The organism is Brevibacillus dissolubilis (assembly GCF_006170445.1).
GTDB classification, from domain to species: Bacteria; Bacillota; Bacilli; order Brevibacillales; family Brevibacillaceae; genus Brevibacillus_B; species Brevibacillus_B dissolubilis.
On sequence record NZ_VCNA01000002.1, the window covers coordinates 590,884 to 615,055 of the forward strand.

Sequence of the window (24,172 nt, forward strand, 5' to 3'; positions counted from 1 at the left end):
GCTGGATTGCCGCAGTTGTTCTTGTTGGTTCAATTATTTGGTTATTTTACATGCTGACCTATTCCGGTCGAAGTCGTAAGTAGATGAGAATGGCTTACATGTGGGCACGCCTCCGTGCATGGTATCACAGTGTCTGGACAGACCGCCCATTGCAGGTAGGTCAGCACGTCCACGGCTATCGGATTGACACCATCCTTGGGGTTGGCAGCTATGGAATCGCCTACCTCGCCACAAAGATTTCTTCTGGCGAACGTGTCGTACTCAAACAGGTAAAGCCCAGCCGCGCACATGACGCCAAAGGGCTGCCTATGCAACAATATGAGATGAATGTGCTACTGTCTCTTCATCATCCCCGCATTCCGCGCGTGCTGGATCATTTTGTCTGGGAAGATCATTCGTTCATGGCGATGTCCTATATCCAAGGTCAGACGGTCGAAGATTATCTGTTCGAACAAGGTGGGACGTTCACCGAAGTGGATGCGGTACGCTTGGTGCGAAAAATTGCCATAATCGTACAAGAATTACACCAGCAGGGCATCATCCACCGCGATGTGCGGATTCCCAACGTGATCCTGCAGGACGGGGAGCCGTATCTGATCGACTTCGGGCTCGCCCGCTTCCTCGGTGACCCGCCTACCTATATCGCGGACAACCTCGATGACTACCCCGAAGAGAAGCAGCTCAAACGGCAGGTTCACGTCGAAAGTGACCTGTATGCGCTGGGGCATTTTCTATTGTTTCTATTGTATTCGACCTATGAGCCGACCGGTGAGGCGGAGAAGAGCTGGGAAGAGGAATTGACACTCACCCCAGAGATTCGCGGAATGCTGCACCGACTCCTGCAAATCGGGCAGGCTTATGAGAGTGTCGGAGGGTTTTTGCAGGATATGGATGCGTATTTGGCCGTCTATGATGCATAGGATTCGGTCGAAACATAAGGTCAGCCAGAACACTCTGGTTGGCCTTTTTGGCGTGGGATTCTGTAGGTATTGCCCAGCCGGCCACCGTCTGTCATCGCGCATAAATGTAACCTCTAATGGAAATAAATACGTTGAGAAAACAAGAGAACTGATTTGGCATCCAGGGGGTTAGGTCGTGATAGATTTTGGCTCGCAAAGAGACCTCGAAGACTACATCAAAGCCACCTTGACTACCGACGATTTATTGACCAAGCACCTGACCATTGACCAGTTGAATTTGACCATTTATTATATCGACACGCTCACCGATATCGACAAACTGAATCAACAGATCCTCTCTCCCCTTCTCCAAGAAAAAGGAGAGAATCTGTTAAATACGATCCATTCCATTGCCTCAAAGCAGATGGATTCCGCCGATCAGGCCGTTAAGTATCTTCTGCGCGGAAGCTCTGTCATCAGCCTCGAAGAGCAGGACGGACAACTCTCCTTATGGAACTTGGACACGGGCTCCGCTTTTCACCGCTCGATATCCGAACCGGTTGGGGAAAAAATTATTGAGGGTGGTCATGAAGGTCTGGTCGAGCGGCTGTCGATCAACCTGCACCTCATTCGGAAAAAAATAACAAACAAAGATCTCATCGTCCGATATTACCGTCTCGGAACCCATACCGATACCGAAGTGGCTCTGGTCTATATTCAGTCATTGGTGGATCAAGACGTGTTAGATGAAGTGACGGAGCGATTAGCCAACATCGAAACGGATTCGGTCATCAGCCAAGCCGTACTGGAAGAAATCATAGAAGACAATCCGCTCTCCCTGTTTCCGATGATGCTCAATACAGAGCGGGTAGACCGGGTTGCAGCCAATCTGGCAGAAGGCCGGTTCGCCATCCTAATCGATGGGTTGGCGTCGGTAATCATTCTGCCAGTGACGTTTTTTTCGTTGTACCAATCACCAGATGATTATAATGCACGGTGGATCAACGGCAGCTTCATCCGGCTGATCCGGATCGCGGGCTTTTTGATCGCTACGACTCTCCCGGCGTTTTATATCTCTGTGATTTCGTTTCATTTTGAACTGATTCCCAACGAACTGATTACATCCATCCATGAATCCGTACAGCATATCCCCTATCCCCCACTGATTGAAGCATTCATCATGGAGCTGACCATCGAGCTGCTCAGGGAAGCGGGTATCCGGTTGCATACAGCGATTGGCCAATCAATCGGGATCGTCGGCGGTCTCGTTATTGGGGATGCTGTCGTCCGGGCAGGACTCGTATCCAACATCATGATCATTGTCGTTGCATTGACCGCCATCTCCTCGTTCGTGGTTCCGTCCAATGAGCTACGGTTGTCTGTCCGGATTCTGCGTTTCCCGCTGATGGTTTTGTCCTCGATCTTCGGTCTGTTGGGAATCACTTTTGGCTTTACGATTTTGCTGATCTATCTTTGCAAGCTGGAGAGCTTTGGAAAACCGTTTTTCTATCCGGTTTCACCCCTTCGCCTCCGCAAGCTGAAAGATTCACTGGCTCGTTCCAGCTTCACGTTCAAACGATATCCCAAAGGATAAAACAGCCAGGTGCTCTCACAATCAGGCAGGGGGGGGAAACAGGTGGGGACCAGACAAGCTGACAAGATTAGTCGATTGGAGCTGTTTTTCTTTATCCTGCAGAGCGTCATAGGGATCGGCATATTGTCTCTCCCCTATACGGTTTTCTCTGAATCCAAGACAGATGCATGGATTGCTGTTCTATTGGCTGGAATAGCGATCACCATCAATATGATGATCAACTGGAAGCTGTCCAGCCATTTCCCATCAGCCAACCTGTTTGATTTTCTGCCGACACTGTTGGGCAAATATCTGTCAAAAGCAGTGTCGGTCGGTTATATCGTATATTTTCTCGCTGTCGCCTATCTGGTTCTGCTTCTCTTCGGAGATATCATAACGAGATGGGTGCTGCCCAGAACCCCGGTGCTGGCTATCTATTTTCTACTGGTGTCAACCAGCATTTATCTCGCTAGAGAAAGTCTGTCGGTTATCACCCGGTTCTGTGTGATTGTCTCTATTTTTCTGCCTGTGCTGTTAATCCTGATGCTCGTCCCCTTGAATAGCTCTCACTTCATCTATATCTTCCCAATCGGTCAAACTGGGCTGGAAGCCATCTTTAAAGGTGCCAAAGAAACCTCCTTCTCCATCATCGGCTACGAACTTTTGCTAGTCATCTATCCTTTTGTAAAAGGCAACCATACCCAAATCCGTAAAGTCATCCTTTTGTCCAGTGCGTTTCTCACCTTGTTTTATACCTTTTTAGTTTTTAACTGTGTGATCTTCTTTTCCAGTGAGGAGCTGGAGCAGATTCCTGAACCGATCCTCTATATGCTCAAATCCTTTTCCTTTCGGGTCATCGAGCGGATTGACCTCTTGTTCTTATCGATCTGGATTGTTACGGTGTTGACGACATTTGTAAATTACCTGTTCGCCGCTTCGATTGGGATTAAACAATTGTTCCACCAGAATGATCATAGACATTTCACGTTAGCCGCAGGGTTTTTGTGCCTGCTCTGTGCGGAATTTACCGGAGACCGGTTTTTGGTACAAAAAATCAGTGATTTCCTCGCCAAAGCTTCGTTTTTGTTCGTGGCCGGGATTCCACTGCTTCTTCTATTGATCATCTACATGAAAAAATTAAGGTGGCATGGAAGATGAAAAAATCGTACATCACCGCCATCCTACTCGTAGTATTCCTTCTAACCGGATGCTGGGATCAACGGCTATTAAAAGACGTCAGACTCCTTCTGGGTGTTGGAATTGATTACCAAAAAGGCAATAAGGTCATAATGTCGTCCGTGGTCACCCGAAATCTGGAAAAAAAGCCACCCGAACTGATCTCTACGACCGGAAGCACACCACGTGATGCCAGAATCAATCTGCAGCGCAAGCTCATCTATGTACCAGACGCATCCAAAAACCGAATTGTCATGCTCAGTGAAGCGTTAGCCAGAAAAGGCTCCATTTTGGAAGTGCTTGATGTATTTTATCGGGACCCCAGAAGTGCCCTGAATGCTAAAATCGCGATCGTGAAAGGGAAAGCAAAGGATTTTCTGGAAACCCAGTCAAAAGACAATCCGGACTTAACCGCCTTTCTTGACCGGCAAATCGTCACCTCAGAGGCAGCCACCATCGTACCCGATGTAGATTTGCAATCGATCCGTACCGGGATTCTCGATCCTGGTGAGGATATTATGATGCCTTATATGGGACTGAACAAGTCTAATGTGGAGATTCTCGGGGGAGCCTTGTTCCATGGCCAAAAGCTGACAGGCACCCTGACACCGGGAGAAACAACCGTCGCCCTCTTATTAGCCAACCAAAAAAACAAGCAAACCACCCTAACCTTGCCGATCGAAAAGGGAGTTCAGATGACCGTGAATATCTTACAATCAAAGCGAAAGCTGACCATTCAGCCCACAGGCCAAAGCCTGAAGGTAAGCATCGATTTGCAGATGAACGCGGAAGCGATTGAGATGCCATTCGGTGATTTCAGTGACCAGAAAACGGTAGCCAAGTTTAACCATACTCTCTCCGAGGAAATCAACAAGGAGGCGGACAAGGTGATCAAAAAGCTCCAAGCCGCCAATTGTGATGTACTCGGGATCGGAAGACAATTGATCGCCCATCACAGTTCCTATTGGAATCAAATCGATTGGAATAAAGAATATCCCAAAATCAATATCACATCGTCCACCACCATCAATCTGACCAGAAACGGAATACTGGAGTAAGGTGCGTGTTGCCCCCAAGTATGGCAAGCGATCAAAAGCTCCCCCGTCATGAAAAAAAAGCGGCACTCACGCCGCTTTCCTAATTGCTTCAAATTACTCTGCTATATCTTCCTTCTTCGCTGCTTCGATCCGCGCATCCAGCTCACGGGCTTGACTGCGAAGAGTGGAACGCTCATGCTTGGACAGTCGTTCACCACCGACATGGCCGTTTACAAACAGTTCTTCATGGGCCAGACGACCTTCTTTTCGTGCCATAGTCAAAAACCTTCCTTTCGTATAGCAGGAATGTGAGTGCACAAGATGACTCATTTCTACTATGCGCTTCGGAAGGTTTTTTGATGTCTGGAGCTTAGAGGGAATCAGCGTCTGCCGGATGGTCCCCGGGAGCCACGGCGGTCCCCTGCGTTACGGGGCTTGTCATAGCTGCCTTGACCTGCTCTGTCCGTACGCGGTCTGTACTCACGGTCACCGTTGCCCTCAGACCGGGCGTTTCCAGACGGACGAGCCGCATCAGAACGGCCGCCTGCCGGACGAGCCCCGCCTGCCTGTTTCGGTGCTCCACCACGCGGGCTGCGCGGACGGCGGTCTTCTTTTGGATCGAGCAGTGCTCCATGTGACATGTAGCGCTCCTCGATTGGAATGCCGGTTGCTCTCATGAATTTATCCACAATGAACTTCTCCTGCGGCACGATGATGGAGAACACCAGACCCGCCGCACCCATCCGCCCTGTACGTCCACTGCGGTGGATATAGCTTTCTGCATCTGTCGCCGGGTCGAAGTGAACGATCATCTCCACCTCAGGGATATCCAATCCGCGCGCGGCGACATCGGTTACGACCAGCACAGGGAATTTGCCGTCGCGGAAGCCCTGGATGGCATGGGCGCGGTCTTCCTTGGTCGTCTCACGGTGCAACAGGCGGGAATCGAGGTGATGATAAGTCAGCTTGTCCTGAATCTCGTCCACACGCTCGATGGAGTTGACGAACACGATCGTCTTCTTCGCCTCCACAAGACGGATCAGACGGCGAAGTGTGTCCACCTTTTTACGCCCTTCCGAGACCATATAAAAATGAAACACTTCGTTCTCACTCGCAGGCTTCTCTGCCTTGATCAACTGTGCGTCTTTGGTTAGAGATTGCAGCATGCCGAGCACCTGCTGCGGCACGGTTGCCGAGAAAAACAGGCGTTGTGTGTCGCGCAAGAGGCGCTTGAGCACGTCCTGGGTCGGACCGGCAAAGCCTTTGTCCACCATACGGTCCGCTTCGTCGATCACGACGCTTTTGACATTATGTACTTTCAGCTTGCGGGCTTCCAGAAGCTCTTTGGCACGCCCTGGAGTTGCTACCGCCAAGACCGGGTTGGTCTTGAGCTTGTCGAGCTGGCGCTTCACATCAGCACCGCCGATCAGCGCTACCGCTTTGCCGCCCAGCTTGGTGAGCAAATCTTCGGCCACACGGTAAATCTGCATCGCCAGCTCATGCGTCGGGGCCAAGACGAGCACTTGCAGGTCTTTGGACTCAATATCGATCTTGTCCAAGAGCGGGAGCAGGTACGCAAGCGTCTTCCCTGAACCAGTCGGTGATTCAGCGATCACATCTCGTCCACTCTGCACAGCGGGGATTGACTTGGCCTGCACCGGGGTAGGCTGTTTGAACTTGGAGTCTTGTATCCAATCAAGGACGGCTTGCCTTGTGAGCAGCTCGTTAAACGTGGTTTCCACTCAATAAATCCTCCTGACACGAGAAAAATGAAAAAAGTTCCGTAACGACTAGCTTATCACAGAAAAGGCGAACTCTCTACTTCGAGTTTCGCCTTTTCTTGGTGTTGCTATGCGTTTAACGGTTGTTGGTATCCAAACGCGTCTCGTTTTTTTCCATTTTATCGTGACGGTCTACCTGTGTGCGCTGGTGCAGGGTTCCCGGCGGATCTTGGCGGTACTCCTCAACTTGATTCTGGAACTCAGCGTCGTATTGACGTCCTTGTTTGCTCATGAGTCCTCACCTCCTTGGGATAGTCTGCCCCTGCGTTAGCAAAACATGCTTGCCCCACTTGACGGAAAACGGCGTTTTTTGACGAAACTTTTTGGTAGGTCATTCGTCTTATTGTACAGAGAGAAAAGCAGTGACGACAATGATTATGGGGATGAGAAAATGGCTGATACCAATCTAAATAGGAACCGAACCCGAAGGCGCAACCAGTCCTCTGGTCCTGTAGACCAAAGCGACTCGCCCAAGCGTACCCGACGCTCCAAAATCCGCAAGCAAAAAAGCAAACGCCGTCTGTTATGGACAAGCCTCCTTACAGCAGCAGTGCTGTATGGCGGTTTTGTCTTATCCTATGATGCACGCCTCTGGCTGGCCGGCTCTCTCCTAGTGACACAGCACTCCGACTGGGCCAAGTACACCCTCGTCGGTGACGAAGCGATCAACAAGCTGAAGGCACAGATCGCCCAGCCTGACATCGTCAATTCCCAACCCGCCATCGCGACCGCTTCTGCAGAGGAGCAAGACCCAGCCCATGAAGACACAACCAAACCGGCAGCAGATGTCCCGCTCATCCAGGTCGAACCGGTTGAGCGCCGTCACAGCGCCGTTCATTATTTTAAGGGACACGTGATGAAGGTATCCGATCCAAGCCGTGTCCACCTCGTGCAGACCATCGTCAAGACCAACCGGGGCAAACCGCGCGGCGAGTGGATCAGCGAGTTCAGTGAACGCACTCAGGCCCTCGGCGGGATCAATGCCAGCGGTTTTTACGACCCGAACTATATGGGCTATGCAAGCGAGGCAGCCGGACTGATCATCGTCGACGGCAAAATGCTGCAGGATTACAATCACACAGGCGGCGACACCGCGCTTGGCATCACCTACGACGGCAAGCTGGTGACGGGCAACTACTCCGGCCAACAGCTGCTCGACATGGGTGTGCGCGACGCGATGTCCTTCCGTCCACAGCTGATCGTCAACGGAAAAAATATGTTCGAAGGTCAAGAAGCCACCAGCTGGGGGATCGCTCCCCGCACCGCAGTCGGCCAGACCGAAGACGGCACGATCCTGTTCATCGTCATCGACGGACGCCGCGCCGGCCACTCCCTCGGTGCCTCGATGAAGGATATGGCTGACCTGATGCAGGAATACGGCGCCGTCAACGCAATGGCGATGGATGGCGGTACATCTGCGATGATGGTGCATGAAGGGAAGATTTTAACGAAGTCGAGTATTGATGACGAGCGCGGTCGTTGGATTCCGAATGCGTGGATGGTGTATTAACTAGCAAAACAGCCCCGACTCTACGGTTACATGTAGGTTCGGGGCTATGTTGTATAAGCATTTTATTTCTTGCAGTCCTCTTTCAAGCCCATCAATTTTTGAAGTGCTGTACTCTGCAGCAGACACGGATTGATCGTCCTGATTTCTTCAAGGAAACCTTCTGTTTGATCTATGATTTCACGTAAAAACTGTTCACGCTTGATTCTGACACCGCTCCAATCCGACTTCTGAAACTCCCCCAACGGCTCCACGATAAAATGATTGGTGATCTCCTCTCTCGGAACATCTTCCACCAAGCTCACGATCAGATCGTCTCCACTCCGCTTAAACTCCAGCCAAATTCGGCTCGCTTCCGGAAGTTTATACGCTACATAATCATGAGATAACAGGTATAGGGAGACGGTCAACAAATCTCGAAACCAAACAACCAGCCACTCTGGTATCGCTGGGAAATCGTCATCCAAAAATCCAACCGTTTTATCATGGAAACATAACTCTAATGAGCCTTCGATATCCCCGTGATTCGTTTCAAAATCACAGAGGTCTATCGTTCTGTAATCGACAAATTCGTCATGGATGATTTTATATCTGATGGTAAACAAGTTTTTTCCCTCACCCCTACCTGCAACACCCCGTCCGCTCGTACCCGCTCTCCCGATACAAATCAAAAAACCCCAGCCCCCGATACAGCGAATACCCCATCTCCGTCGATTGCAGTGTCGCATACTGATACCCCATCGCATGAACCCGGGACAAAAGCTGGCGCATCATCATGGTGGCGAAGCCCCTTCCCCTCGCCTGCGGAACCGTAGAGACCCAATAAATCCCCGCCACACCGGCTGCCTCCAGCACACTGACAGCACAGACCGGCTTATCGTTCCAATACCCGATATATACATGGGTGGGGAAACGGGCATGCTCCACAGACGAGTGCAGCAGGGTCATATACTCGGAGAGCTGGTGCTTTTGTACGTGGAAGCCCGCACAGGTCAGCTGGCACCAATGCTCCAAGCCAATCGCGCTGTTCACCTGTACGAGGGAAAAAGCCGGGCTGATCGGATCAAAAGAACTCATGGTACTCCCCTCACCCTTGTGGTCCAGCCATCCCAGTCGCTCCCACTCTTTGAGGTCAACCGCCATCGCCGGAAACTCGAATACCTGTGTAAATCCCAGACTCTCCAGCTTTTTTTCCAACTTCATCCGCTCAATCCCAGCCTCGTCCTGCGGATTCACCAGCCAGGTGGGGCATACGTGCCGCTGATCATAAAAAGACATGATCTCCTCCACACGCTGCTCCATTCCCTCCCCTGACAGATGCACAGCAAATACACAATTTAAGTAATTAAGACCTGTATATACCCATTTGACATCTTCCCCGCTGTAATAAGCGCTGCCAATCCCAGTCCCAAAGCTGAGCACATACTCAGCCCGATTGGCGATACAGGCGGCTGTAATCTCCTCCTTCGTAGCATTGCTGACGATTCCCCGCATGGTTGTTCCTCTCCTTTATGTGCGTGACGCTTGCTTGAGCTCCCGCAATCTGGCCAGCAGCTCCTGATACCTTGCCTCCAGCTGTTCCTTCACGTCCCCTTTGCGCGGAACGGACAGACGGCCAATCAGTTCCGCCAGTTCATTTTCACATTTGAGGATCGCTTCCTCGTGATCTTGTGTCTTGGTTGCCGCCTGCTTACGTGCCTGTTGGTGTTCGAGATATGCCTCATAGTTGCCTGCGAAAAAAGTACTACGCCCCTCATCGATGACCAGCACATGATCGGCCAGCTGGTTCATCAGACGGCGGTCATGGGTCGCAAACACGATCGTCCCTGGATAGGCTCCGAGCACATCCTCCAGCTCTTCCCGTGTGAAAATATCGAGATAGTTCGTCGGTTCATCTAACAGCAGCACGTTATAATCGCCAAGAAAAACCTTCGCCAGCGCCACCTTGACCATCTCACCCCCGCTTAACACGCCCACCTGTTTGTAGACGTCTTCCCGCTTGAACAGCAGCCGGGCCAAAACCGTGCGGACAAACATTTCTGGGTACGGGCTGGTCGCCATAATATTGGCAAGGATCGTTTTCTCGTCATCGAGGATCGAGAGGCTTTGGCTGAAATAACCGAGCTTCGCACTCTCCGCTACACGCACGCCGGATACACGGTTGAGAATCATTTGGAGCAATGTAGACTTACCTGTCCCGTTCGCCCCGACCAACGCTACCTTCATGCCCGGCTTGATCGTAGCGGACAGCTCGGTAAACAGTGTCCGTTCCCCGAAGCTCTTGCTGACCCGCTCCAATTGGATGGCGTGCTTGCTGGTCATCGGCGTATAGCCATTGACATCGAACTGTACGCTTGGCGGGGTCTTCGGCTTTTCTTTCACCTCCAGCTGCTCGATACGCGTCTCAATCGATTTGACCGACTTCTCCATCTTCGCTTGAAGCTTGGCATAATGCGGTTTAAACTCACGGCTCTCCGAGTTACTCATTCCTTTTGGCGGCTTGCCTACGCCTCTCGCTTTTTGCGTTTTTTCGATGGCAGCTTCGGTGAGGCGGGCTTTTTCTTTGGTGTATTGCTCGTATTCGAACTGGGCGCGGTTGAATTCGCGATCCTTCTGCTCCCGGAAGGCGGTGTAGTTGCCCTTGTACTCGCGGATCGTGCCGTTCTCCACCTCGATGATCCGCGTGCAGACCGCATCCAGCAAGGCACGGTCATGTGAGATCAGTACCACGGTGCCGTCATAGTCGCGTAGCGCGTCCTCCACCGCCATAATTCCGTCGAGGTCAAGATGGGACGTCGGCTCGTCAGCGAACAGCAGCTGCGCTTCCTGCTCCAAGGCATGTGCCATACGCAATCGGGTCCGCTCGCCGCCGCTCATGGTGGAATAATCCCGGCTAGTGGTGTCGATATGCCACTTGGATTGCATCTTCAGTAACGATGCCGAGTACGCAGAACGGCCCTCCATCTGCAGACCATCCCCATCCGGATCGCCTGCGTTCAGCCCAGCATCATCCTCCATCTGCTGCTCCTCATCAAACTGCCGCACCACCGCCATGCTCCCGTACCGCTTGACAATGCCCGCATCCGCCACATCCTCCCCGGTCAAAATCCGAAGCAGCGTGGTCTTCCCCGCTCCATTGAGACCCACAATCCCGATGCGTTCCTGCGAGTGGATATGCAACCCGGCAAACGCGAGGATGATTCGTTCTTTGTACTGTTTTTCAATATGATTCGCTTCGATCAATAGCATATAAAAAAACCTCCCTGTGTCCAGAGAGGATGTCGTGTGCCTATGGTGTCGGTGGTTATGTAAAGTGAATCTGCAAGTCAGGGACATCAAAAATGATAAGACGGACCAATCCAAGCACAGCTTTACTCGATCCGCACTTCTTCCCTGTTCTTCTTCACCATACAAAAAGGCACCGTAAACCGATTTTTGGGCAGACGTATCCTATCTCTGGAAAATAAATTTCTACACGATAAAACGTGAAATTTGATTTTCGCATGTGAGAATAGGATCTTACTCCATCGGCCTGTGTACCTTACCTTTCGTTATGGTGATCAAGATGTTCTCTATTGTAAAAGCGTACGGGGTAAAATGTCAAGGGGCAGAGGCGGACCCTCCACCCTTTCCACCCTTACCTTGGCCCTAACGGAAATGGCCAAACCTCAAGCAGATTCACCTGCGTGTACATGGGGACAAAAATATCAGGAAGAAAATACCAGATGATCAACGCGACAAAAGCTGCTTTCCGCTTTTCTCCCCCCCATCTTATGAATACGCAGCCTGCGCTCTTCAGGATCGTCGATCGACGGTATTGCTGCAATCTTTTTCTGAGCAAAACGATAGTAAAGATAAGAACCAAATACAGCGACAGGCACGCTCATCACGAACCTTTCAGCCCATAACATCCACGCTTCATGCAAACCCAATCCAAAGTGGACGACCGCCAATATCACGCTAAATGTAACAACCGACCGTACGAAATAACAAATGAGTGCATACCCATACATTCCCCGATTCACCAGCCAGATGAACGGGAAAAATAAGGCTACCCAGTTCCAGGCGAAGATTTTTCCCTCTGAAAAACGGCGGAAATGCTTGACGTAAAAGAGGCGGCCCTCCGTCTGTTGAAAATGACGTTGGACTCACCTCTTTTTGGTTACCGCGCATAGGAACTGGTATGTATGAACTTGCTTGTGAGGCTATGCTATCAAGTTAATCTGCACGACTAACTAGTGCTGGTACAGGGTGTAAGAAATATTAGTAGATGACAGCATCCCAGTACAGAGTGTAAGGAACATCAGTAGCAAGGGATGTGCTCAATTTGATGTAATAAGCCTTACCTTGAACCACGTTAAAGGTAACGGATTCAACACTAGTTCCAGAGCTAGAACCGATACCGGTCAGAGAAGAGTAGGAAGTTTGCTCGTAGATATTGATTTGACCACTATTTGCACCGAAACCAGCAGCTGAACGGATCTGACCGGTAATGGGTGAAATGAAGAAGAACCAATCACGATCGGTTGAACCTGCTGTGAGTACGCCATTCATAGTAATTTCAGGGCTCTTGATGTAGTCTGCATAACGGAACACATCGTTAGATTCTACCTCGGTCACATTGGCATAATCTGCCTCTACGACGGAATCTACTGCTACGTTAGCCTCATCTGTGACCGTTTCAGCAGCAAATGCGGATGACGCTCCGAATACCATGCTCAAAGCAAGAAGACCAGAAACTGCTTTTTTCATAAAACAACACTCCTATCAAAATAATAATTTATAGCATATTTTTACATTATTATAAATGTTAGTATATTTCAACCATTTTAAATATATTAGTGTAAATAAATATATTTTTTCAATAAAATTACATTTAAACAAGCTAGCAATTACACAAATACTAAAAAACCACTGAGTATGGGGGCTGATCCCAAACTCAGTGGCTTCTCTTGTAAAACGGAATAAAGAATCTTCAATATGAACGGCAAATCAAGCTTTGTTTCCTGATCAACAACTACGAACGAATCGAGCTGTTCGCTGCCTTATTCGCCCACTCTTCCACGTTCCATACCTTGGTGACCCAGCCTTCGTAGAACTCAGGCTCATGGCATACCAAAAGGATCGTGCCTTTGTACGCTTTCAGTGCGCGCTGGAGCTCTTCTTTGGCGACGACGTCCAAGTGGTTGGTCGGCTCGTCGAAAAGAAGCCAGTTGCTTTCGCGCTGGAGCAGCTTGCACAGACGTACCTTCGCCTGCTCACCACCGGAGAGTCCGGCCATGGAGCGGTTGATGTGGTCGTTGGACAGACCGCAACGGGCGAGCGCACCGCGTACTTCGTGGTTGTTGAGATGCGGGAACTCGTTCCATACTTCATCGAGGGCAGTGTGACGCTGTGCTTTTACCTCTTGCTCGAAGTAAGACGGGAAGAGGAAATCACCGCGCTCCACTTTACCGCCAAGAGCCGGTACGACGCCCAGGATGGTTTTGAGCAGGGTGGATTTACCCACACCGTTCATCCCGACAATCGCTACTTTATCACCGCGCTCCAGGCTCAAAGAGAGCTTCGGCATAAGCGCATGCGTGTAGCCGATCTCCAGATCCTCCGCTTGGAATACATAGCGGCCGGATGCACGGGATTCTTTGAAGTTGAATTGCGGCTTTGGTGCATTTTCCGGCTTGTCGATGCGGTCGATTTTGTCGAGCTGCTTCTGACGGGATTTTGCACGGCCGGAGGTAGACGCACGCGCCTTGTTGCGCGCGATGAAGTCTTCCATTTTGGAGATCTCTTCCTTCTGGGTCTCGTACGCGTCGATGTGCTGCTTGCGCTTCATCGCGGACTGTTCGAGGAAGGACTCGTAGTTCCCGGTGTAACGGGTCATTTTTTGGAATTCGAGATGGTAGATCACGTTGACGACATCGTTCATGAAGTGCGTGTCATGCGAGATCAGGATGAAGGAATACGGATAATCCTTGAGATAAGTGCGGAGCCAGTTGATGTGCTCGTCGTCGAGATAGTTGGTCGGCTCGTCGAGGAGCAGGACGGTCGGCTGCTCAAGCAACAGCTTCGCCAAGAGAACCTTGGTACGCTGACCACCGGAGAGAGCCGCTACGTCACGGTCCAGACCGACCGCAGTCAGACCCAGTGCACCTGCGATCTCTTCGACTTTGGCGTCGATCAGGTAGAAACCGCTGTTATCCAGACGGTCTTGAATCTCCCCCATGCGCTCCAGCAGCTGCTCCAGCTCCTCTGGGGAAGCTTCGGCCATCTGGTTGGCGATCTCCATGTTTTCCTTTTCCAGCTCCAAAAGCGGCAGGAATGCGTCTTTGAGTACGTCGCGGATGGTTTTACCCGCTTCCAGCTTGGTGTGCTGATCGAGGTAGCCGTATTGGATTTTTGGCATCCATTCGACTTTACCGTCGTCAGCCATCAGCTGCTTGGTAAGGATCCCCATCATGGTGGATTTCCCCGTACCATTCGCACCGACGAGACCAACACGCTCGCCTGGCTGCAGACGGAAGTTTACTTCTTTAAAAAGCACACGGTCAGCAAAACCGTGGCTGAGATTTTCTACGATTAGAACGCTCATGTTGTCCTCCCAATTTCTTAAAAGGCATATCTACTTTATTCTAGTAGATAACGCTCCATTTTGAAACTGGTAATTGATAAAAAAAGTTAGGGTTTTGATTCCATAGGGACAAAAAAGTCCGGCTGATAGACTTCTGGATAGCTTTTTCCACTTAGAACCAGCTCATCTAGCCGCTCGCGCATGTCTTGGACACTGACCCCTTCTGTGTACATATTGATCAGGGTGGCCCGTACGATTCGGCGCAGTATGGCGATCTCTTCTTTGAGCTTGGAGCCGAGGATTTTGCCGCTGTGGGCGATCTCGGAGCGGTGGTTGTAGGAGGTTTTGATGAAGGCAGCCAGCTTCTTACGCTCATCCGGGGTGGCACCGAAATAATAGGCAAGACGAAGGCGCACCTTGTAGGTAATCTCCCCTTTTTTCCCGTCTGGCACAAAAAGAGACTCCAGCGCGATCCACAGGTCAAGCAGCTGGTCTTCGTAGCTTTCTTTTTCCAGAGACAGCGCGTAGCGGCGGTATGGGACAGGAGGAAACGTATTTTCTGTGCGAAGCAGCCCTTCAAAAATCTCACGGGTGCTTCCGGTGTAGGTCAGCTTGTCCCCGTCCAGGGAGCGCTTGAGATAGGTGATGGCGTACTTGGTCTTGGATTCATCGATGTGGAGCAGATAGGGAATCGAGCCGACGCCATGGGTGGAGGCGACGTTGAGCCTGTTTTCGATCTCGCTGACGAACCCGCGGTGCTCATCGGTCACTTTCATCTCGGGATAATCAGCGAGCAGAAACAGACTGTTGGGCTTGATTTTATTTTCAAAATGCAGCTTGTTCTCGTTCATCGCGGTACGCAGATAGCGGCGGCAGAATTGGTACAGCCGCTCATTGCCGGAGATCATCTGAAAGCCCTGACCCAGATCGATCTGTACCGGTTCTTCTGTCAGGGAATTAAACACTGGGGCGAGCAATAATGGCATACGGACAGCCTCCCATACGGTGCATGAAATGAAGAGACCGACCAGGGAGATCGCCCCCTTAGTCGGTCTTGTGATGCCGGTTTATTTTTGGGCCGCCAATTCTTTGATGGCGTCTTCGTGTGCCTGCAGGTCAGTCGGATTGCCTGCATAGAGCAGATCATACTTGGTGACGCGGGCGACAACCTTGCCTTTTTTATCCTTGGTGACCGTCATGGTGATATTATTCTGGAAGTCATAGTATTCCAGACCCTCTGCAGATTCACGGTTCGGTTTTCCATAGGCTTTTTTCACGTCTTCAAAAGTGATAGTGGTGCCGCCGGCCAGCTTCTCCCGGAGATCGCCACGGGTCAGCAGGATGGAGGAAGATACCAGCGTCTTTTTATCCGGGGTGAAAAACATCGGAACGACTGACTTGATCTTCTCTCCGGTCAACGGGTTGAATTGGAACATCGCCACTACTTCTTCGATCTGCGGTGGATTCTCAGCACCTTTTGCGAGACCGGTGCGGAATGGAGACTTCACGTTTTTCTCAAAAACCGGTTTTCCATATTTTTTTACCATCTCATCATAGGTGGTTTTGCCCACGGTCAGGGATGGATTGATGATGAGCTCGCGGCGCAGATCCATCTCGGCAGTCTGTCCTGGCTTGGCAGGGGCTGGAGCCGGAGTAGTCTTGGCTGGTGTCTGATTGGCTGGCTGATTTTGTCCAGGTGCTGGTGTGGTTGTCCCAGGAGTGGTTGTCGCAGGTTTCTCGGTGGCAGGAGTGCCTGCCGCTGGATTCTCTGGTGTGGTCGTGGTTGGCGCAGGGGTTGTTGTGCCACCAGCCGGTTGCTGGGTATCTGCCGGCTGTGTCGCCTCTGGAGCCGGTGTTGCCTGCTCTTGGTTACAGCCCGTAAGCAGCATGAACCCGAGAATCACACCTGCGATCCGTGTTGTTTGTTTGTTCATTCTTATCTAACTCTCCCCTCTTTATCACACTAGCATACCAGTAGTATCGCTCACGACTCAACCCCTCATACGGTTTTTCCATCGGTTTTACACAAGATTTGGCTCGTATGACAGGCGTCTTGGGTCACATACTACTCGTGAAGGGAGGCGATCTTGAAGATGAAAGCAGAATCCCGTGAACACGCAACCATCGCGGAAAACCCACATTACACGTACAACAACCATGAAATGAAACCGTTGAAACAATCCGGGGAACCAGGTGAACCGATTACCGGCTCCAAGCGCATGAAGGATGAAAACCACACGCGCAAAATTGCAACACGCGAAGGCTAGGGACAAAATCCCTGGCTTTTTTATTTGAATTCTCCCTAATTCCTGCGTATGATGGAAGAAGTAACCTCAAGGAGGATTTCATAGATGATAACCATCGGACTCGCTCCGGGATACGAACTGGGACAGATGTGCCGCTTCAGCGTATCCCCGCTGTTTGAAATGGCGGCCAGCCTGCATACGCTTGCACAGCGCGTGCCGCACGCACTGCACCAGCAGTGGTGCCAAGAGACACGCGACAAGATGCAAAAGCAAGACATCCACACTGAATGGCTGTATTTTGCACCTGTGTTTGCCGAGAGCATCCCGACTATCTGTCTGCCGCTTGGCATTGAGGACGTCTTGGAGATGGAATTGTCCATCGAGACCGTGTATGATCAGGTTGGAATGATTCCCGATGATGTCTTCATCGAATCCGTCACCGAAAGCGTCAACCTGTACAAATGGGAGCGCCAACTCACCGTTTTGCCTATCGAGATCGACCTCGAACAGAACCCCGCCGCTGTCAAAAGCCGCTTCACTCTGTTCATCTCCTCTTATCTCCGTCTCATCTTTCACCCGCTCTGGGAAGAATTCGCCCACACGATCTCCACCGAATTGGGACAAGCTAAAAAGCGCACGGATCATCCAGAGGAGCTTGCCGTGTTTTTGCAGAATTTTGCACCTACTGTACGTTATCTCGAAGAAAGCAAATCATTTCGGTTGGCCGGCCACGGTGAAGAGCTGCAGGTGGATGCCCAGGAAGTGGTTCTATATGTCAGCTGGTTTCTGTCCCAGCGCGTGATTTATTACATGTCGCATGACGCCTTTTTTATTTTGTACAACACATTGCTGTTGCCAACTTCCGAACAGCAGGCAGAGTAAACCTCTGTCCGCTGGTCTTGTACCGGCAGATGATCTGCTGATGCCCCGATCCGTACGGGAAATAAAAAAACGACCCCTCTCAAGGTCGTTTCATCGTCTGCATATGAGCTACCATTAATTGGTCAAGCTGCTGGCTTACCTCTATCATGTACGGATCGAGAAAGTTATAACCCGCTTCCCGTGCTGCACTCTCCAGGTGGCGGCGCAACTCCTCAATTCTCTTCTCAATCGGTTTCCTCTCCATTGATGCAGACCTCCACAGCTGGATACCACTATTTTACAAGAAGTTGGTCGAATTTGTGAAGTATCAACTATTCCTATTATGTTTCAAGTGAAAAGTATGATAAAATGAGGCAACTTATTCTGTGGTAAAGGACTGAAGCGAAACGATGGCAGAACATTATCTTATCGATGAATTTCATCCCAGATTAGAACCCGTATTGCGTGAGCTGTATGACAATCACAAAGAACGGGCAGCAAAAATCGATTGGAGCTACCATGATTTCATTCCATGGGAAAAAGGTCGCTCTTTCAAAACAGAACCATGGGATATCAGCCAACGCACCCTATCCGATGGCCTGTATACCGCGGTAGAGACTGCACTCTTAACTGAGGTCAACCTGCCATGGTTCACCACCCACCTTGCTGTCACCTTCAAAAAATCCATCTCGGTCCTGACTGAATTCGTTCATACATGGACGGCCGAGGAAGATCAGCACTCCTCCCTCTTGGAGACGTACCTGATCATTACCCGCAACGCCAATCCGACTGAATTGAAGCAAATCCGCAAATTCGTCGTCGAGCAAGGGTACGAGCCTGATCTGGAGAACGCTCTGGAGACGATGGTGTATACCGCGATTCAAGAATTGGCTACCATGGTCTTTTACAATAATGTTGCCAAAATCGCCACGGATCATGACCCTGATCTGGCTGCACTGCTCCGCCGTCTGTCCAAAGACGAATCACTTCACTTCGCCTTCTACCGTGATGCGTGCCGTGAATATCTGGGTGTGGATCACAACTTCATTTATTACATCGAAAAAGTCATGACCAACTTCCGTATGCCAGGCGTGCAGATGCCAAACTTCGATGAGCGCATGAGCACAGCTTCCAAAGAAGCCAACTACGGTCCGGTCGCCTACTTCCGTCAGGTGTATGAATACTTGATCAACTACTGGGGTGTCAAGGATCTCCAACCTAGCCGCCCAGAAGCCCAAGAAGCGAAGATCCGCCTGCTGACCCACTACGATAAAATGAAGCGAATCACCGAACGCCTCGCAGCCAAAGGCAGCAGTTAAGTTAAATCATAGCGAAAAATAGACCATTTTCGATACGGAAATGGTCTTCTGTTTTCATTCTATTTGTTTCGGATAGACTATGGTAGGGTAATCTTGTACAACAACATCAAAGAAGGTGGTAGACTCATGAACAATTTGACAGATGTATTGAATAAACAAATTGCAAACTGGAGCGTCTTGTACATCAAGCTTCACAACTATCATTGGTATGTCACCGGTCCACAATTTTTTACCCTCCACACGAAGTTCGAAGAATTCTACAATGAAGCGGCCCTGCATATTGACGAATTGGCCGAGCGTCTCCTCGCATTGGGCGTGAAGCCAGTCGCTACGATGAAAGAAATCCTTCAGCTCTCCTCTGTCCAAGAAGCAGAAGGCAACGAAAATGCCGAACAGATGGTACAATCTACCATCAACGATTTTGCAACTGTGATCAAGGAACTCAAGGAAGGCATGGAAATCGCCGAACAAGCAAACGACGAGACGACCGGTGACATGCTCCTCGCGATCCACTCCAGCTTGGAGAAGCATGTATGGATGCTCAATTCGTTCTTGGGTAAATAATTACATAGGGTTCTGTACAAAAAAACCTTACTTCGGGGTTGTTAACCGAAATAAGGTTTTTCATGTGGCTGAAGTTATACAGCGACAGCTTACCAATTCTTCACTTTCAGTTGATCCATGCTCTTGAATTCGTACCCCTGCTTCCGCGCATCGTCGATGATCTGGCCCAGTGCCTCTGCATTATCCTTGGATACGGAGTGCAGCAGGATCACCGCGCCCGGATGGAGCTGGCTCATCACCTTGTCGTAAGCGTACTGCCTGCCCTTTTGCTTATCGACCATCCAGTCCATATAGGCGACCGACCAGAAGACATTGGTGTATCCCAGCTCACGGCTTTTGGCGAGTGTCTGTTCGCTGAAAATCCCGCGCGGCGGGCGCAGCCAGCGCATCTCTTTTTGCCCGGTGATCGTGGCTACTTCGGTCTTCACCTTCTCCAGCTCTTCTTTTAAGCGGACGTCATTGACCTTGGTCAGGTCGGGATGATGCCAGGAGTGGTTACCGATCAAGTGCCCCTCTTGTACCATGCGTTTTAACAGTTCCGGCTGGTCCTTGATGTACTGTCCGGTCACGAAGAAGATGGCTGGCACCTTTTTTTGCTTGAGGACATCCAGCACCTGGCTGGTATAGCCGTTCTCATAGCCGTTGTCAAAGGTGAGGTACAGCTCCTTCTTGGAGGTATCCCCCAGAAAGACCGCTTCTTGCTTCTTCACAATCGCATAGAATGGCTCTTGCGCGATGGATGCCAGTTTGCCGTTTTTACCCTTTTTGAATCCAAAGTGGTACGCGTCATTGGGCGCCGCCATCGTGTGGAACGGCAGCAGCATGACGAGCAATGCCAGACAAGCCGAAAGCAGCGTGTAGCGTTTCACCTGTGTCATCACTCCTTGCTTTTGGTGTACATAGCTGTTGTGTTTCGCGCTTCATTAGTGAGTAATGTCCCACCATCAGCGGAAAGTTATGTATGCAAGGAGCGTGGACTAGTGTTGACCCTTCGATGTTGGTATGCTATTGCGCGACCCGTCTACTGCTGTCCTTCGATAATCGTCTTCACCCGACCGACTTGTCCGTCTGTCAGGCGCACCTTGATGCCGTGCGGGTGGTTCGGGGAGTTGGTGAGGATGTCTTTGACGATGCCACGGGTGGTCTTGCCTGTGCGTTGGTCAGCCTTGAGTACGATATCGACGGCGAGACCGGGGCGGATATCTTTGCGGGTTTGTCCATTTTTGTTCATGGTTGTATGGGGTGCTCCCTTCGTTATTGGCGGTGGGTATTTTTTTGCCGTTCTTTTATCATACATTACTTTGCAGGAAGGAAAAATAGGAGCAGGACGGAATTGCGCCTGATGTGGTATAATGTACAACTGGCACAATTCACCAAAAAACTTTGAAATGTGAAATGCGGAGGACTTTACACGATGCTGACTTTTGATGAAAAACTGGCGATTCTCGAATCATTTCCGGAGCTGACCCGCAACAACGTATCTCTCGGGCGTGTCAACTTCCACTATGAGGACAGCTTGTACGAGAAAAAAACCGTAGCGTACCACCTGCATCCCAACGGTAATGGCTTCGTCTACGCTGGCTTGATAAAAGGCTACAAGAAGGACGACAAAGGGATGGTCAACATCCGCGACTTCCAAGCAGACGAGCTGCGTGAGATCGTGGAGAAGTCGATTCAGGCCCTCTCCACCCCACCGAAGGAAAAAACAGCGGCTGAGGCAGCGATCATCGGTGATGCAGTAGAAGAACGCTGGGTAGACAGGGATGGTCATACGCTGATTCTGATTCAAGAGGATGACCTGTGGAATGTGTATTCGGGGTTGAATCTGGATGGTGCGTTTGAGAGCTATGTGGAGGCCGAAGCTTATCTGAAGGAAGAAGGATTTCGGAAAGAGTAGGAAAAGAAGTGAGTTCAAAGGCTGTCGAGGCGATCGGCAGCTTTTTTCGTTTGAGGCGCTCGCTGGGAACTGCCCGCCGATTGTTTGTTACGATTCTTCTGATATCACAAATGCATCTAATTCCAACAATTGTTTGATCCCATTTCCTAAATTTGAATTGATCTCATTTCTTATAAATGATAAAATAATTATATATTAATTGAATACGTGCACACTTGGAGGAGCCTGTCAAACACGGGTGATTTCTGTGCTTTTTTAAGAGCCTGTGTTTCGCAGGCTCTTTTTTGCATGTTCAGAGAGATTGTTACAAAAACAGACGAAGGGTGGAAAAGAGATGCTTATTCTGCAACTGGCTTTAATTTTGTTGGCTTCTAAGATTGCCGGGGACATTAGTGTCCGGCTGGGGCAACCATCTGTACTGGGTAAATTATTGATTGGGATTGTGCTGGGTCCTGCTGTCTTAGGGCTGATCAACGATACCGATATTCTGCAGCAGATCAGTCAAATCGGGGTGATCCTGCTGATGTTTATCGCGGGGCTTGAAACCGATGTCGATGAGTTCAAACGCACAGGAAAAGCCTCTGCATTCGTTGGAGTGGCAGGTATTATCTTACCTTTGGCACTGGGATACCTGGCTGGCATATTCATGGGTCTTCCCGCTATCCACTCTATTTTCCTCGGCCTGTTATTGTCAGCCACAAGTGTAAGCATCTCGGTGCAAGCCTTAAAAGAGATGGGCAAACTGAATACGAGAGAAGGAGCTACCATCCTCGGGGCCGCTGTTATTGATGATGTGCTCGTGATCATCATTCTGGCTTTTCTGATGAGTCTGGCTGGTGGAGATGTCAACTTAGGCGTGGTTATTGTGAAAAAAGTGGTCTTCTTCGCGGTAGCGATTCTCCTCGGCTGGAGGGTGGTTCCTTGGGTTTTGCAAAAGTTCTCTACCCTTCGTGTGACTGAATCTGTCTTATCCGCAGGGTTAATCATTTGCTTTGTTTTTGCCTATATGGCTGAATATGCAGGTGTTGCCGATATTATCGGTGCCTATATCGCAGGTGTAGCGATCAGTGTCACGAAATTCAAGCATAAGATCAGTGAGAGTGTGGAGACGGTCAGCTACTCCATTTTTGTACCTGTTTTCTTCACTTCCATCGGTCTTTCGGTAGAGTTTGCCGGTCTGGGGAGTCAAGTATGGCTGATTGTTGGGCTGAGCTTGGTAGCGATCGTCACGAAGCTGATTGGTGGGGCACTTGGAGCCAAACTGGCTGGTTTTAACTGGAAGAGTTCCATGGGGATTGGTTCCGCGATGATTTCTCGCGGGGAAGTCGCCTTGATTATTGCGGGGATTGGATTAGGGGCGAACCTGCTGGACAAGGAGCTGTTCTCGATCCTCGTGGTAGTTGTCCTGATTACCACCATTGTTACGCCACCGATGATGAAATGGTTCTTTGCGGATCGGGAAGGCATGAGACAGAAATCATAGAATAGGAAGCAAAAAACCAAGCCGACCAGATGTGCAGGTGGCTTGGTTTTTTCATGCTTTCCAAATTACAGAGTAGCAATATCAATGACGAATCGATAACGCACATCACTGCGGAGTATACGCTCATAGGCTTCGTCTACTTGGTCAGCACGGATCACTTCGATTTTAGGGGCAACACCGTGTTCGGCAGCGAAATCGAGCATCTCTTGGGTTTCCCGGATTCCACCCACGAGGGAACCGGCAATACTGCGGCGTTTCATGATGAGGGAAAATACATGGTACTGATCCGGCTCAGCTGGTGCGCCCACATTGACAAGCGTTCCATCGACACGGAGCAAGGACAGATACGCATTCACGTCAAGATTGGCAGAGACGGTGTTTAAAATGAGGTCAAACTGATTTGCCAGCTCCGTGAAGGTAGCGGGGTCACTGGTTGCATAGTAATGATCTGCACCCAACTCCATGGCTTCGCTTTTCTTATTCATCGATTGACTCAAGACCGTTACTTCAGCACCCATGGCATGGGCAAATTGAACCGCCAGATGGCCAAGGCCTCCCATCCCCACAATGGCAACTCTCTTCCCTGGGCCGGCGTTCCAGTGTTTCAAAGGAGAGTACGTCGTGATGCCTGCACACAACAGCGGGCTTGCCACATCCAGTTGCAGAGCGTCCGGAATACGGACAACGAAGCCTTCTGTTACCACGATTTTTTGACTGTATCCACCGTAAGTCGGATTGCCATCATAGTCTAATGAATTATAGGTGGAGACCACGCCTCTCGTGCAATACTGCTCCTCGCCACTGCGGCAGTATTCGCATTCTCCACAGGAATCCACAAAACAACCAACACCGACGCGATCACCAACAGCATATTTGGTCACTTCTGTTCCGACTGCTTCCACGACTCCCGCGATTTCGTGACCAGGAACCATTGGGAAAATTCCGCCATCCCATTCACCATGGGCACTGTGAATATCAGAGTGGCAAATACCGCTAAACTTAATATCGATTAAAACATCGTGTGGTCGTAATTCTCTGCGCTCAATCGTGGTCTTTTCAAATGGTGCTCTGGCGCTTGCAACACTTAGAACATGGGTTTTACACATAGTTTTTCTCTACTCCTTCGCATTCATATGTGAGGCCGCTGGTTACACATTACTTTCGCAGCCATCAGCACTATTAGACATTGATGAATTATTAAACAGCTGTCTATAATTATAAGCAGATACAACATGTATTCAATTGTTAGATCAGCACGATC

At 50.2% G+C, this 24,172-nt stretch carries 25 protein-coding genes and 1 pseudogene; 11 read left to right on the plus strand and 15 right to left on the minus strand.

The annotated features are described in order from the left end of the window. Positions 1-98 precede the first annotated feature (98 nt). From FGI41_RS04775 to FGI41_RS04790, 4 genes are all read left to right on the plus strand, one after another. Positions 99-920, plus strand: coding sequence for a serine/threonine protein kinase (locus FGI41_RS04775; protein ID WP_139488791.1), 822 nt, complete (start codon positions 99-101; stop codon positions 918-920). Positions 921-1,095: 175 nt separating this feature from the next. Further along, positions 1,096-2,493 (plus strand): spore germination protein, encoded by a 1,398-nt coding sequence (locus FGI41_RS04780; protein ID WP_139488792.1) that lies wholly within the window; start codon positions 1,096-1,098, stop codon positions 2,491-2,493. Positions 2,494-2,535: 42 nt separating this feature from the next. Continuing rightward, entirely contained in the window at positions 2,536-3,630 is a 1,095-nt protein-coding gene (locus FGI41_RS04785) for a GerAB/ArcD/ProY family transporter (protein WP_176560121.1), read from the plus strand. Further along, positions 3,627-4,706, plus strand: a complete 1,080-nt coding sequence (locus FGI41_RS04790) for a Ger(x)C family spore germination protein (protein WP_139488794.1) — start codon at positions 3,627-3,629, stop codon at positions 4,704-4,706. Before FGI41_RS04785 ends, FGI41_RS04790 begins: the two co-directional genes overlap by 4 nt. Positions 4,707-4,799: 93 nt before the next feature. Here the strand turns inward: FGI41_RS04790 and FGI41_RS24755 are convergent, their stop codons facing one another. From FGI41_RS24755 to FGI41_RS24760, 3 genes are all read right to left on the minus strand, one after another. Continuing rightward, on the minus strand, positions 4,800-4,961 hold the full coding sequence (locus FGI41_RS24755; protein WP_176560122.1) for a hypothetical protein: 162 nt from the start codon (positions 4,959-4,961) through the stop codon (positions 4,800-4,802). A 104-nt stretch (positions 4,962-5,065) separates the two neighbouring features. Further along, positions 5,066-6,427 (minus strand): DEAD/DEAH box helicase, encoded by a 1,362-nt coding sequence (locus tag FGI41_RS04795; RefSeq protein WP_139488795.1) that lies wholly within the window; start codon positions 6,425-6,427, stop codon positions 5,066-5,068. Positions 6,428-6,542: 115 nt separating this feature from the next. Then, positions 6,543-6,698, minus strand: coding sequence for a hypothetical protein (locus tag FGI41_RS24760; protein ID WP_176560123.1), 156 nt, complete (start codon positions 6,696-6,698; stop codon positions 6,543-6,545). A gap of 159 nt (positions 6,699-6,857) precedes the next feature. Here FGI41_RS24760 and FGI41_RS04800 point away from each other — a divergent pair, with 159 nt between their 5' ends. Further along, positions 6,858-7,976 (plus strand): phosphodiester glycosidase family protein, encoded by a 1,119-nt coding sequence (locus FGI41_RS04800; protein WP_139488796.1) that lies wholly within the window; start codon positions 6,858-6,860, stop codon positions 7,974-7,976. A gap of 62 nt (positions 7,977-8,038) precedes the next feature. On the opposite strand, the gene FGI41_RS04805 is transcribed toward FGI41_RS04800, so the two are convergent. From FGI41_RS04805 to FGI41_RS04840, 8 genes and pseudogenes are all read right to left on the minus strand, one after another. Then, positions 8,039-8,578, minus strand: a complete 540-nt coding sequence (locus FGI41_RS04805) for a hypothetical protein (protein WP_139488797.1) — start codon at positions 8,576-8,578, stop codon at positions 8,039-8,041. A 16-nt stretch (positions 8,579-8,594) separates the two neighbouring features. Continuing rightward, a complete protein-coding gene (locus FGI41_RS04810; RefSeq protein ID WP_139488798.1) occupies positions 8,595-9,467 on the minus strand; it encodes a GNAT family N-acetyltransferase in 873 nt (290 codons plus the stop codon). 15 nt (positions 9,468-9,482) lie between these two features. Beyond that, positions 9,483-11,222: a ribosomal protection-like ABC-F family protein gene (gene abc-f, locus FGI41_RS04815; RefSeq protein WP_139488799.1), complete on the minus strand. Its 1,740-nt coding sequence runs from the start codon at positions 11,220-11,222 to the stop codon at positions 9,483-9,485. Positions 11,223-11,680: 458 nt separating this feature from the next. Then, positions 11,681-12,058, minus strand: a pseudogene (locus FGI41_RS04820) (DUF2628 domain-containing protein); the annotation flags it as partial. Between the two features lie 178 nt (positions 12,059-12,236). Further along, a complete protein-coding gene (locus tag FGI41_RS04825; RefSeq protein ID WP_139488801.1) occupies positions 12,237-12,725 on the minus strand; it encodes a hypothetical protein in 489 nt (162 codons plus the stop codon). A 265-nt stretch (positions 12,726-12,990) separates the two neighbouring features. Continuing rightward, entirely contained in the window at positions 12,991-14,562 is a 1,572-nt protein-coding gene (locus tag FGI41_RS04830; protein WP_139488802.1) for an ABC-F family ATP-binding cassette domain-containing protein, read from the minus strand. An 86-nt stretch (positions 14,563-14,648) separates the two neighbouring features. Further along, positions 14,649-15,527 (minus strand): HEPN domain-containing protein, encoded by an 879-nt coding sequence (locus FGI41_RS04835; RefSeq protein WP_139488803.1) that lies wholly within the window; start codon positions 15,525-15,527, stop codon positions 14,649-14,651. 81 nt (positions 15,528-15,608) lie between these two features. Further along, a complete protein-coding gene (locus FGI41_RS04840) occupies positions 15,609-16,475 on the minus strand; it encodes a hypothetical protein (RefSeq protein WP_139488804.1) in 867 nt (288 codons plus the stop codon). 159 nt (positions 16,476-16,634) lie between these two features. Between FGI41_RS04840 and FGI41_RS04845 the strand changes: the two genes are divergently transcribed. Both FGI41_RS04845 and FGI41_RS04850 read left to right on the plus strand, forming a co-directional pair. Continuing rightward, a complete protein-coding gene (locus tag FGI41_RS04845) occupies positions 16,635-16,808 on the plus strand; it encodes a small acid-soluble spore protein P (RefSeq protein WP_139488805.1) in 174 nt (57 codons plus the stop codon). Between the two features lie 84 nt (positions 16,809-16,892). Then, a complete protein-coding gene (locus FGI41_RS04850) occupies positions 16,893-17,669 on the plus strand; it encodes a DUF5937 family protein (protein ID WP_139488806.1) in 777 nt (258 codons plus the stop codon). Positions 17,670-17,748: 79 nt separating this feature from the next. On the opposite strand, the gene FGI41_RS04855 is transcribed toward FGI41_RS04850, so the two are convergent. Beyond that, complete coding sequence (locus FGI41_RS04855) at positions 17,749-17,913, minus strand: aspartyl-phosphate phosphatase Spo0E family protein (RefSeq protein ID WP_139488807.1); 165 nt, start codon at positions 17,911-17,913, stop codon at positions 17,749-17,751. Positions 17,914-18,058: 145 nt separating this feature from the next. Here FGI41_RS04855 and FGI41_RS04860 point away from each other — a divergent pair, with 145 nt between their 5' ends. After that, positions 18,059-18,967 (plus strand): acyl-ACP desaturase, encoded by a 909-nt coding sequence (locus FGI41_RS04860; protein WP_139488808.1) that lies wholly within the window; start codon positions 18,059-18,061, stop codon positions 18,965-18,967. 126 nt (positions 18,968-19,093) lie between these two features. Continuing rightward, positions 19,094-19,531: a Dps family protein gene (locus tag FGI41_RS04865; RefSeq protein WP_139488809.1), complete on the plus strand. Its 438-nt coding sequence runs from the start codon at positions 19,094-19,096 to the stop codon at positions 19,529-19,531. Positions 19,532-19,620: 89 nt separating this feature from the next. Here FGI41_RS04865 and pdaA read toward each other — a convergent pair whose 3' ends face one another. Next, a complete protein-coding gene (gene pdaA, locus FGI41_RS04870) occupies positions 19,621-20,409 on the minus strand; it encodes a delta-lactam-biosynthetic de-N-acetylase (RefSeq protein ID WP_139488810.1) in 789 nt (262 codons plus the stop codon). A gap of 143 nt (positions 20,410-20,552) precedes the next feature. Then, positions 20,553-20,762, minus strand: coding sequence for a YwbE family protein (locus FGI41_RS04875; RefSeq protein ID WP_139488811.1), 210 nt, complete (start codon positions 20,760-20,762; stop codon positions 20,553-20,555). A gap of 183 nt (positions 20,763-20,945) precedes the next feature. Here FGI41_RS04875 and FGI41_RS04880 point away from each other — a divergent pair, with 183 nt between their 5' ends. Continuing rightward, a complete protein-coding gene (locus FGI41_RS04880; RefSeq protein WP_139488812.1) occupies positions 20,946-21,428 on the plus strand; it encodes a hypothetical protein in 483 nt (160 codons plus the stop codon). Positions 21,429-21,762: 334 nt separating this feature from the next. Next, a complete protein-coding gene (locus FGI41_RS04885) occupies positions 21,763-22,911 on the plus strand; it encodes a cation:proton antiporter (RefSeq protein ID WP_139488813.1) in 1,149 nt (382 codons plus the stop codon). A 65-nt stretch (positions 22,912-22,976) separates the two neighbouring features. On the opposite strand, the gene FGI41_RS04890 is transcribed toward FGI41_RS04885, so the two are convergent. Beyond that, positions 22,977-24,017: an NAD(P)-dependent alcohol dehydrogenase gene (locus FGI41_RS04890; RefSeq protein ID WP_139488814.1), complete on the minus strand. Its 1,041-nt coding sequence runs from the start codon at positions 24,015-24,017 to the stop codon at positions 22,977-22,979. Positions 24,018-24,172: the final 155 nt, after the last annotated feature.

Coding starts and splice junctions, on each gene's coding strand:
- FGI41_RS04775 (WP_139488791.1), top strand. CDS start 99: ATGTGGGCACGCCTCCGTGCATGGTATCACAGTGTCTGGACAGACCGC.
- FGI41_RS04790 (WP_139488794.1), top strand. CDS start 3,627: ATGAAAAAATCGTACATCACCGCCATCCTACTCGTAGTATTCCTTCTA.
- FGI41_RS24755 (WP_176560122.1), bottom strand. CDS start 4,961: ATGGCACGAAAAGAAGGTCGTCTGGCCCATGAAGAACTGTTTGTAAAC.
- FGI41_RS24760 (WP_176560123.1), bottom strand. CDS start 6,698: ATGAGCAAACAAGGACGTCAATACGACGCTGAGTTCCAGAATCAAGTT.
- FGI41_RS04800 (WP_139488796.1), top strand. CDS start 6,858: ATGGCTGATACCAATCTAAATAGGAACCGAACCCGAAGGCGCAACCAG.
- FGI41_RS04810 (WP_139488798.1), bottom strand. CDS start 9,467: ATGCGGGGAATCGTCAGCAATGCTACGAAGGAGGAGATTACAGCCGCC.
- abc-f (WP_139488799.1), bottom strand. CDS start 11,222: ATGCTATTGATCGAAGCGAATCATATTGAAAAACAGTACAAAGAACGA.
- FGI41_RS04825 (WP_139488801.1), bottom strand. CDS start 12,725: ATGAAAAAAGCAGTTTCTGGTCTTCTTGCTTTGAGCATGGTATTCGGA.
- FGI41_RS04830 (WP_139488802.1), bottom strand. CDS start 14,562: ATGAGCGTTCTAATCGTAGAAAATCTCAGCCACGGTTTTGCTGACCGT.
- FGI41_RS04835 (WP_139488803.1), bottom strand. CDS start 15,527: ATGCCATTATTGCTCGCCCCAGTGTTTAATTCCCTGACAGAAGAACCG.
- FGI41_RS04840 (WP_139488804.1), bottom strand. CDS start 16,475: ATGAACAAACAAACAACACGGATCGCAGGTGTGATTCTCGGGTTCATG.
- FGI41_RS04845 (WP_139488805.1), top strand. CDS start 16,635: ATGAAAGCAGAATCCCGTGAACACGCAACCATCGCGGAAAACCCACAT.
- FGI41_RS04850 (WP_139488806.1), top strand. CDS start 16,893: ATGATAACCATCGGACTCGCTCCGGGATACGAACTGGGACAGATGTGC.
- FGI41_RS04855 (WP_139488807.1), bottom strand. CDS start 17,913: ATGGAGAGGAAACCGATTGAGAAGAGAATTGAGGAGTTGCGCCGCCAC.
- FGI41_RS04860 (WP_139488808.1), top strand. CDS start 18,059: ATGGCAGAACATTATCTTATCGATGAATTTCATCCCAGATTAGAACCC.
- FGI41_RS04865 (WP_139488809.1), top strand. CDS start 19,094: ATGAACAATTTGACAGATGTATTGAATAAACAAATTGCAAACTGGAGC.
- pdaA (WP_139488810.1), bottom strand. CDS start 20,409: ATGACACAGGTGAAACGCTACACGCTGCTTTCGGCTTGTCTGGCATTG.
- FGI41_RS04875 (WP_139488811.1), bottom strand. CDS start 20,762: ATGAACAAAAATGGACAAACCCGCAAAGATATCCGCCCCGGTCTCGCC.
- FGI41_RS04880 (WP_139488812.1), top strand. CDS start 20,946: ATGCTGACTTTTGATGAAAAACTGGCGATTCTCGAATCATTTCCGGAG.
- FGI41_RS04885 (WP_139488813.1), top strand. CDS start 21,763: ATGCTTATTCTGCAACTGGCTTTAATTTTGTTGGCTTCTAAGATTGCC.
- FGI41_RS04890 (WP_139488814.1), bottom strand. CDS start 24,017: ATGTGTAAAACCCATGTTCTAAGTGTTGCAAGCGCCAGAGCACCATTT.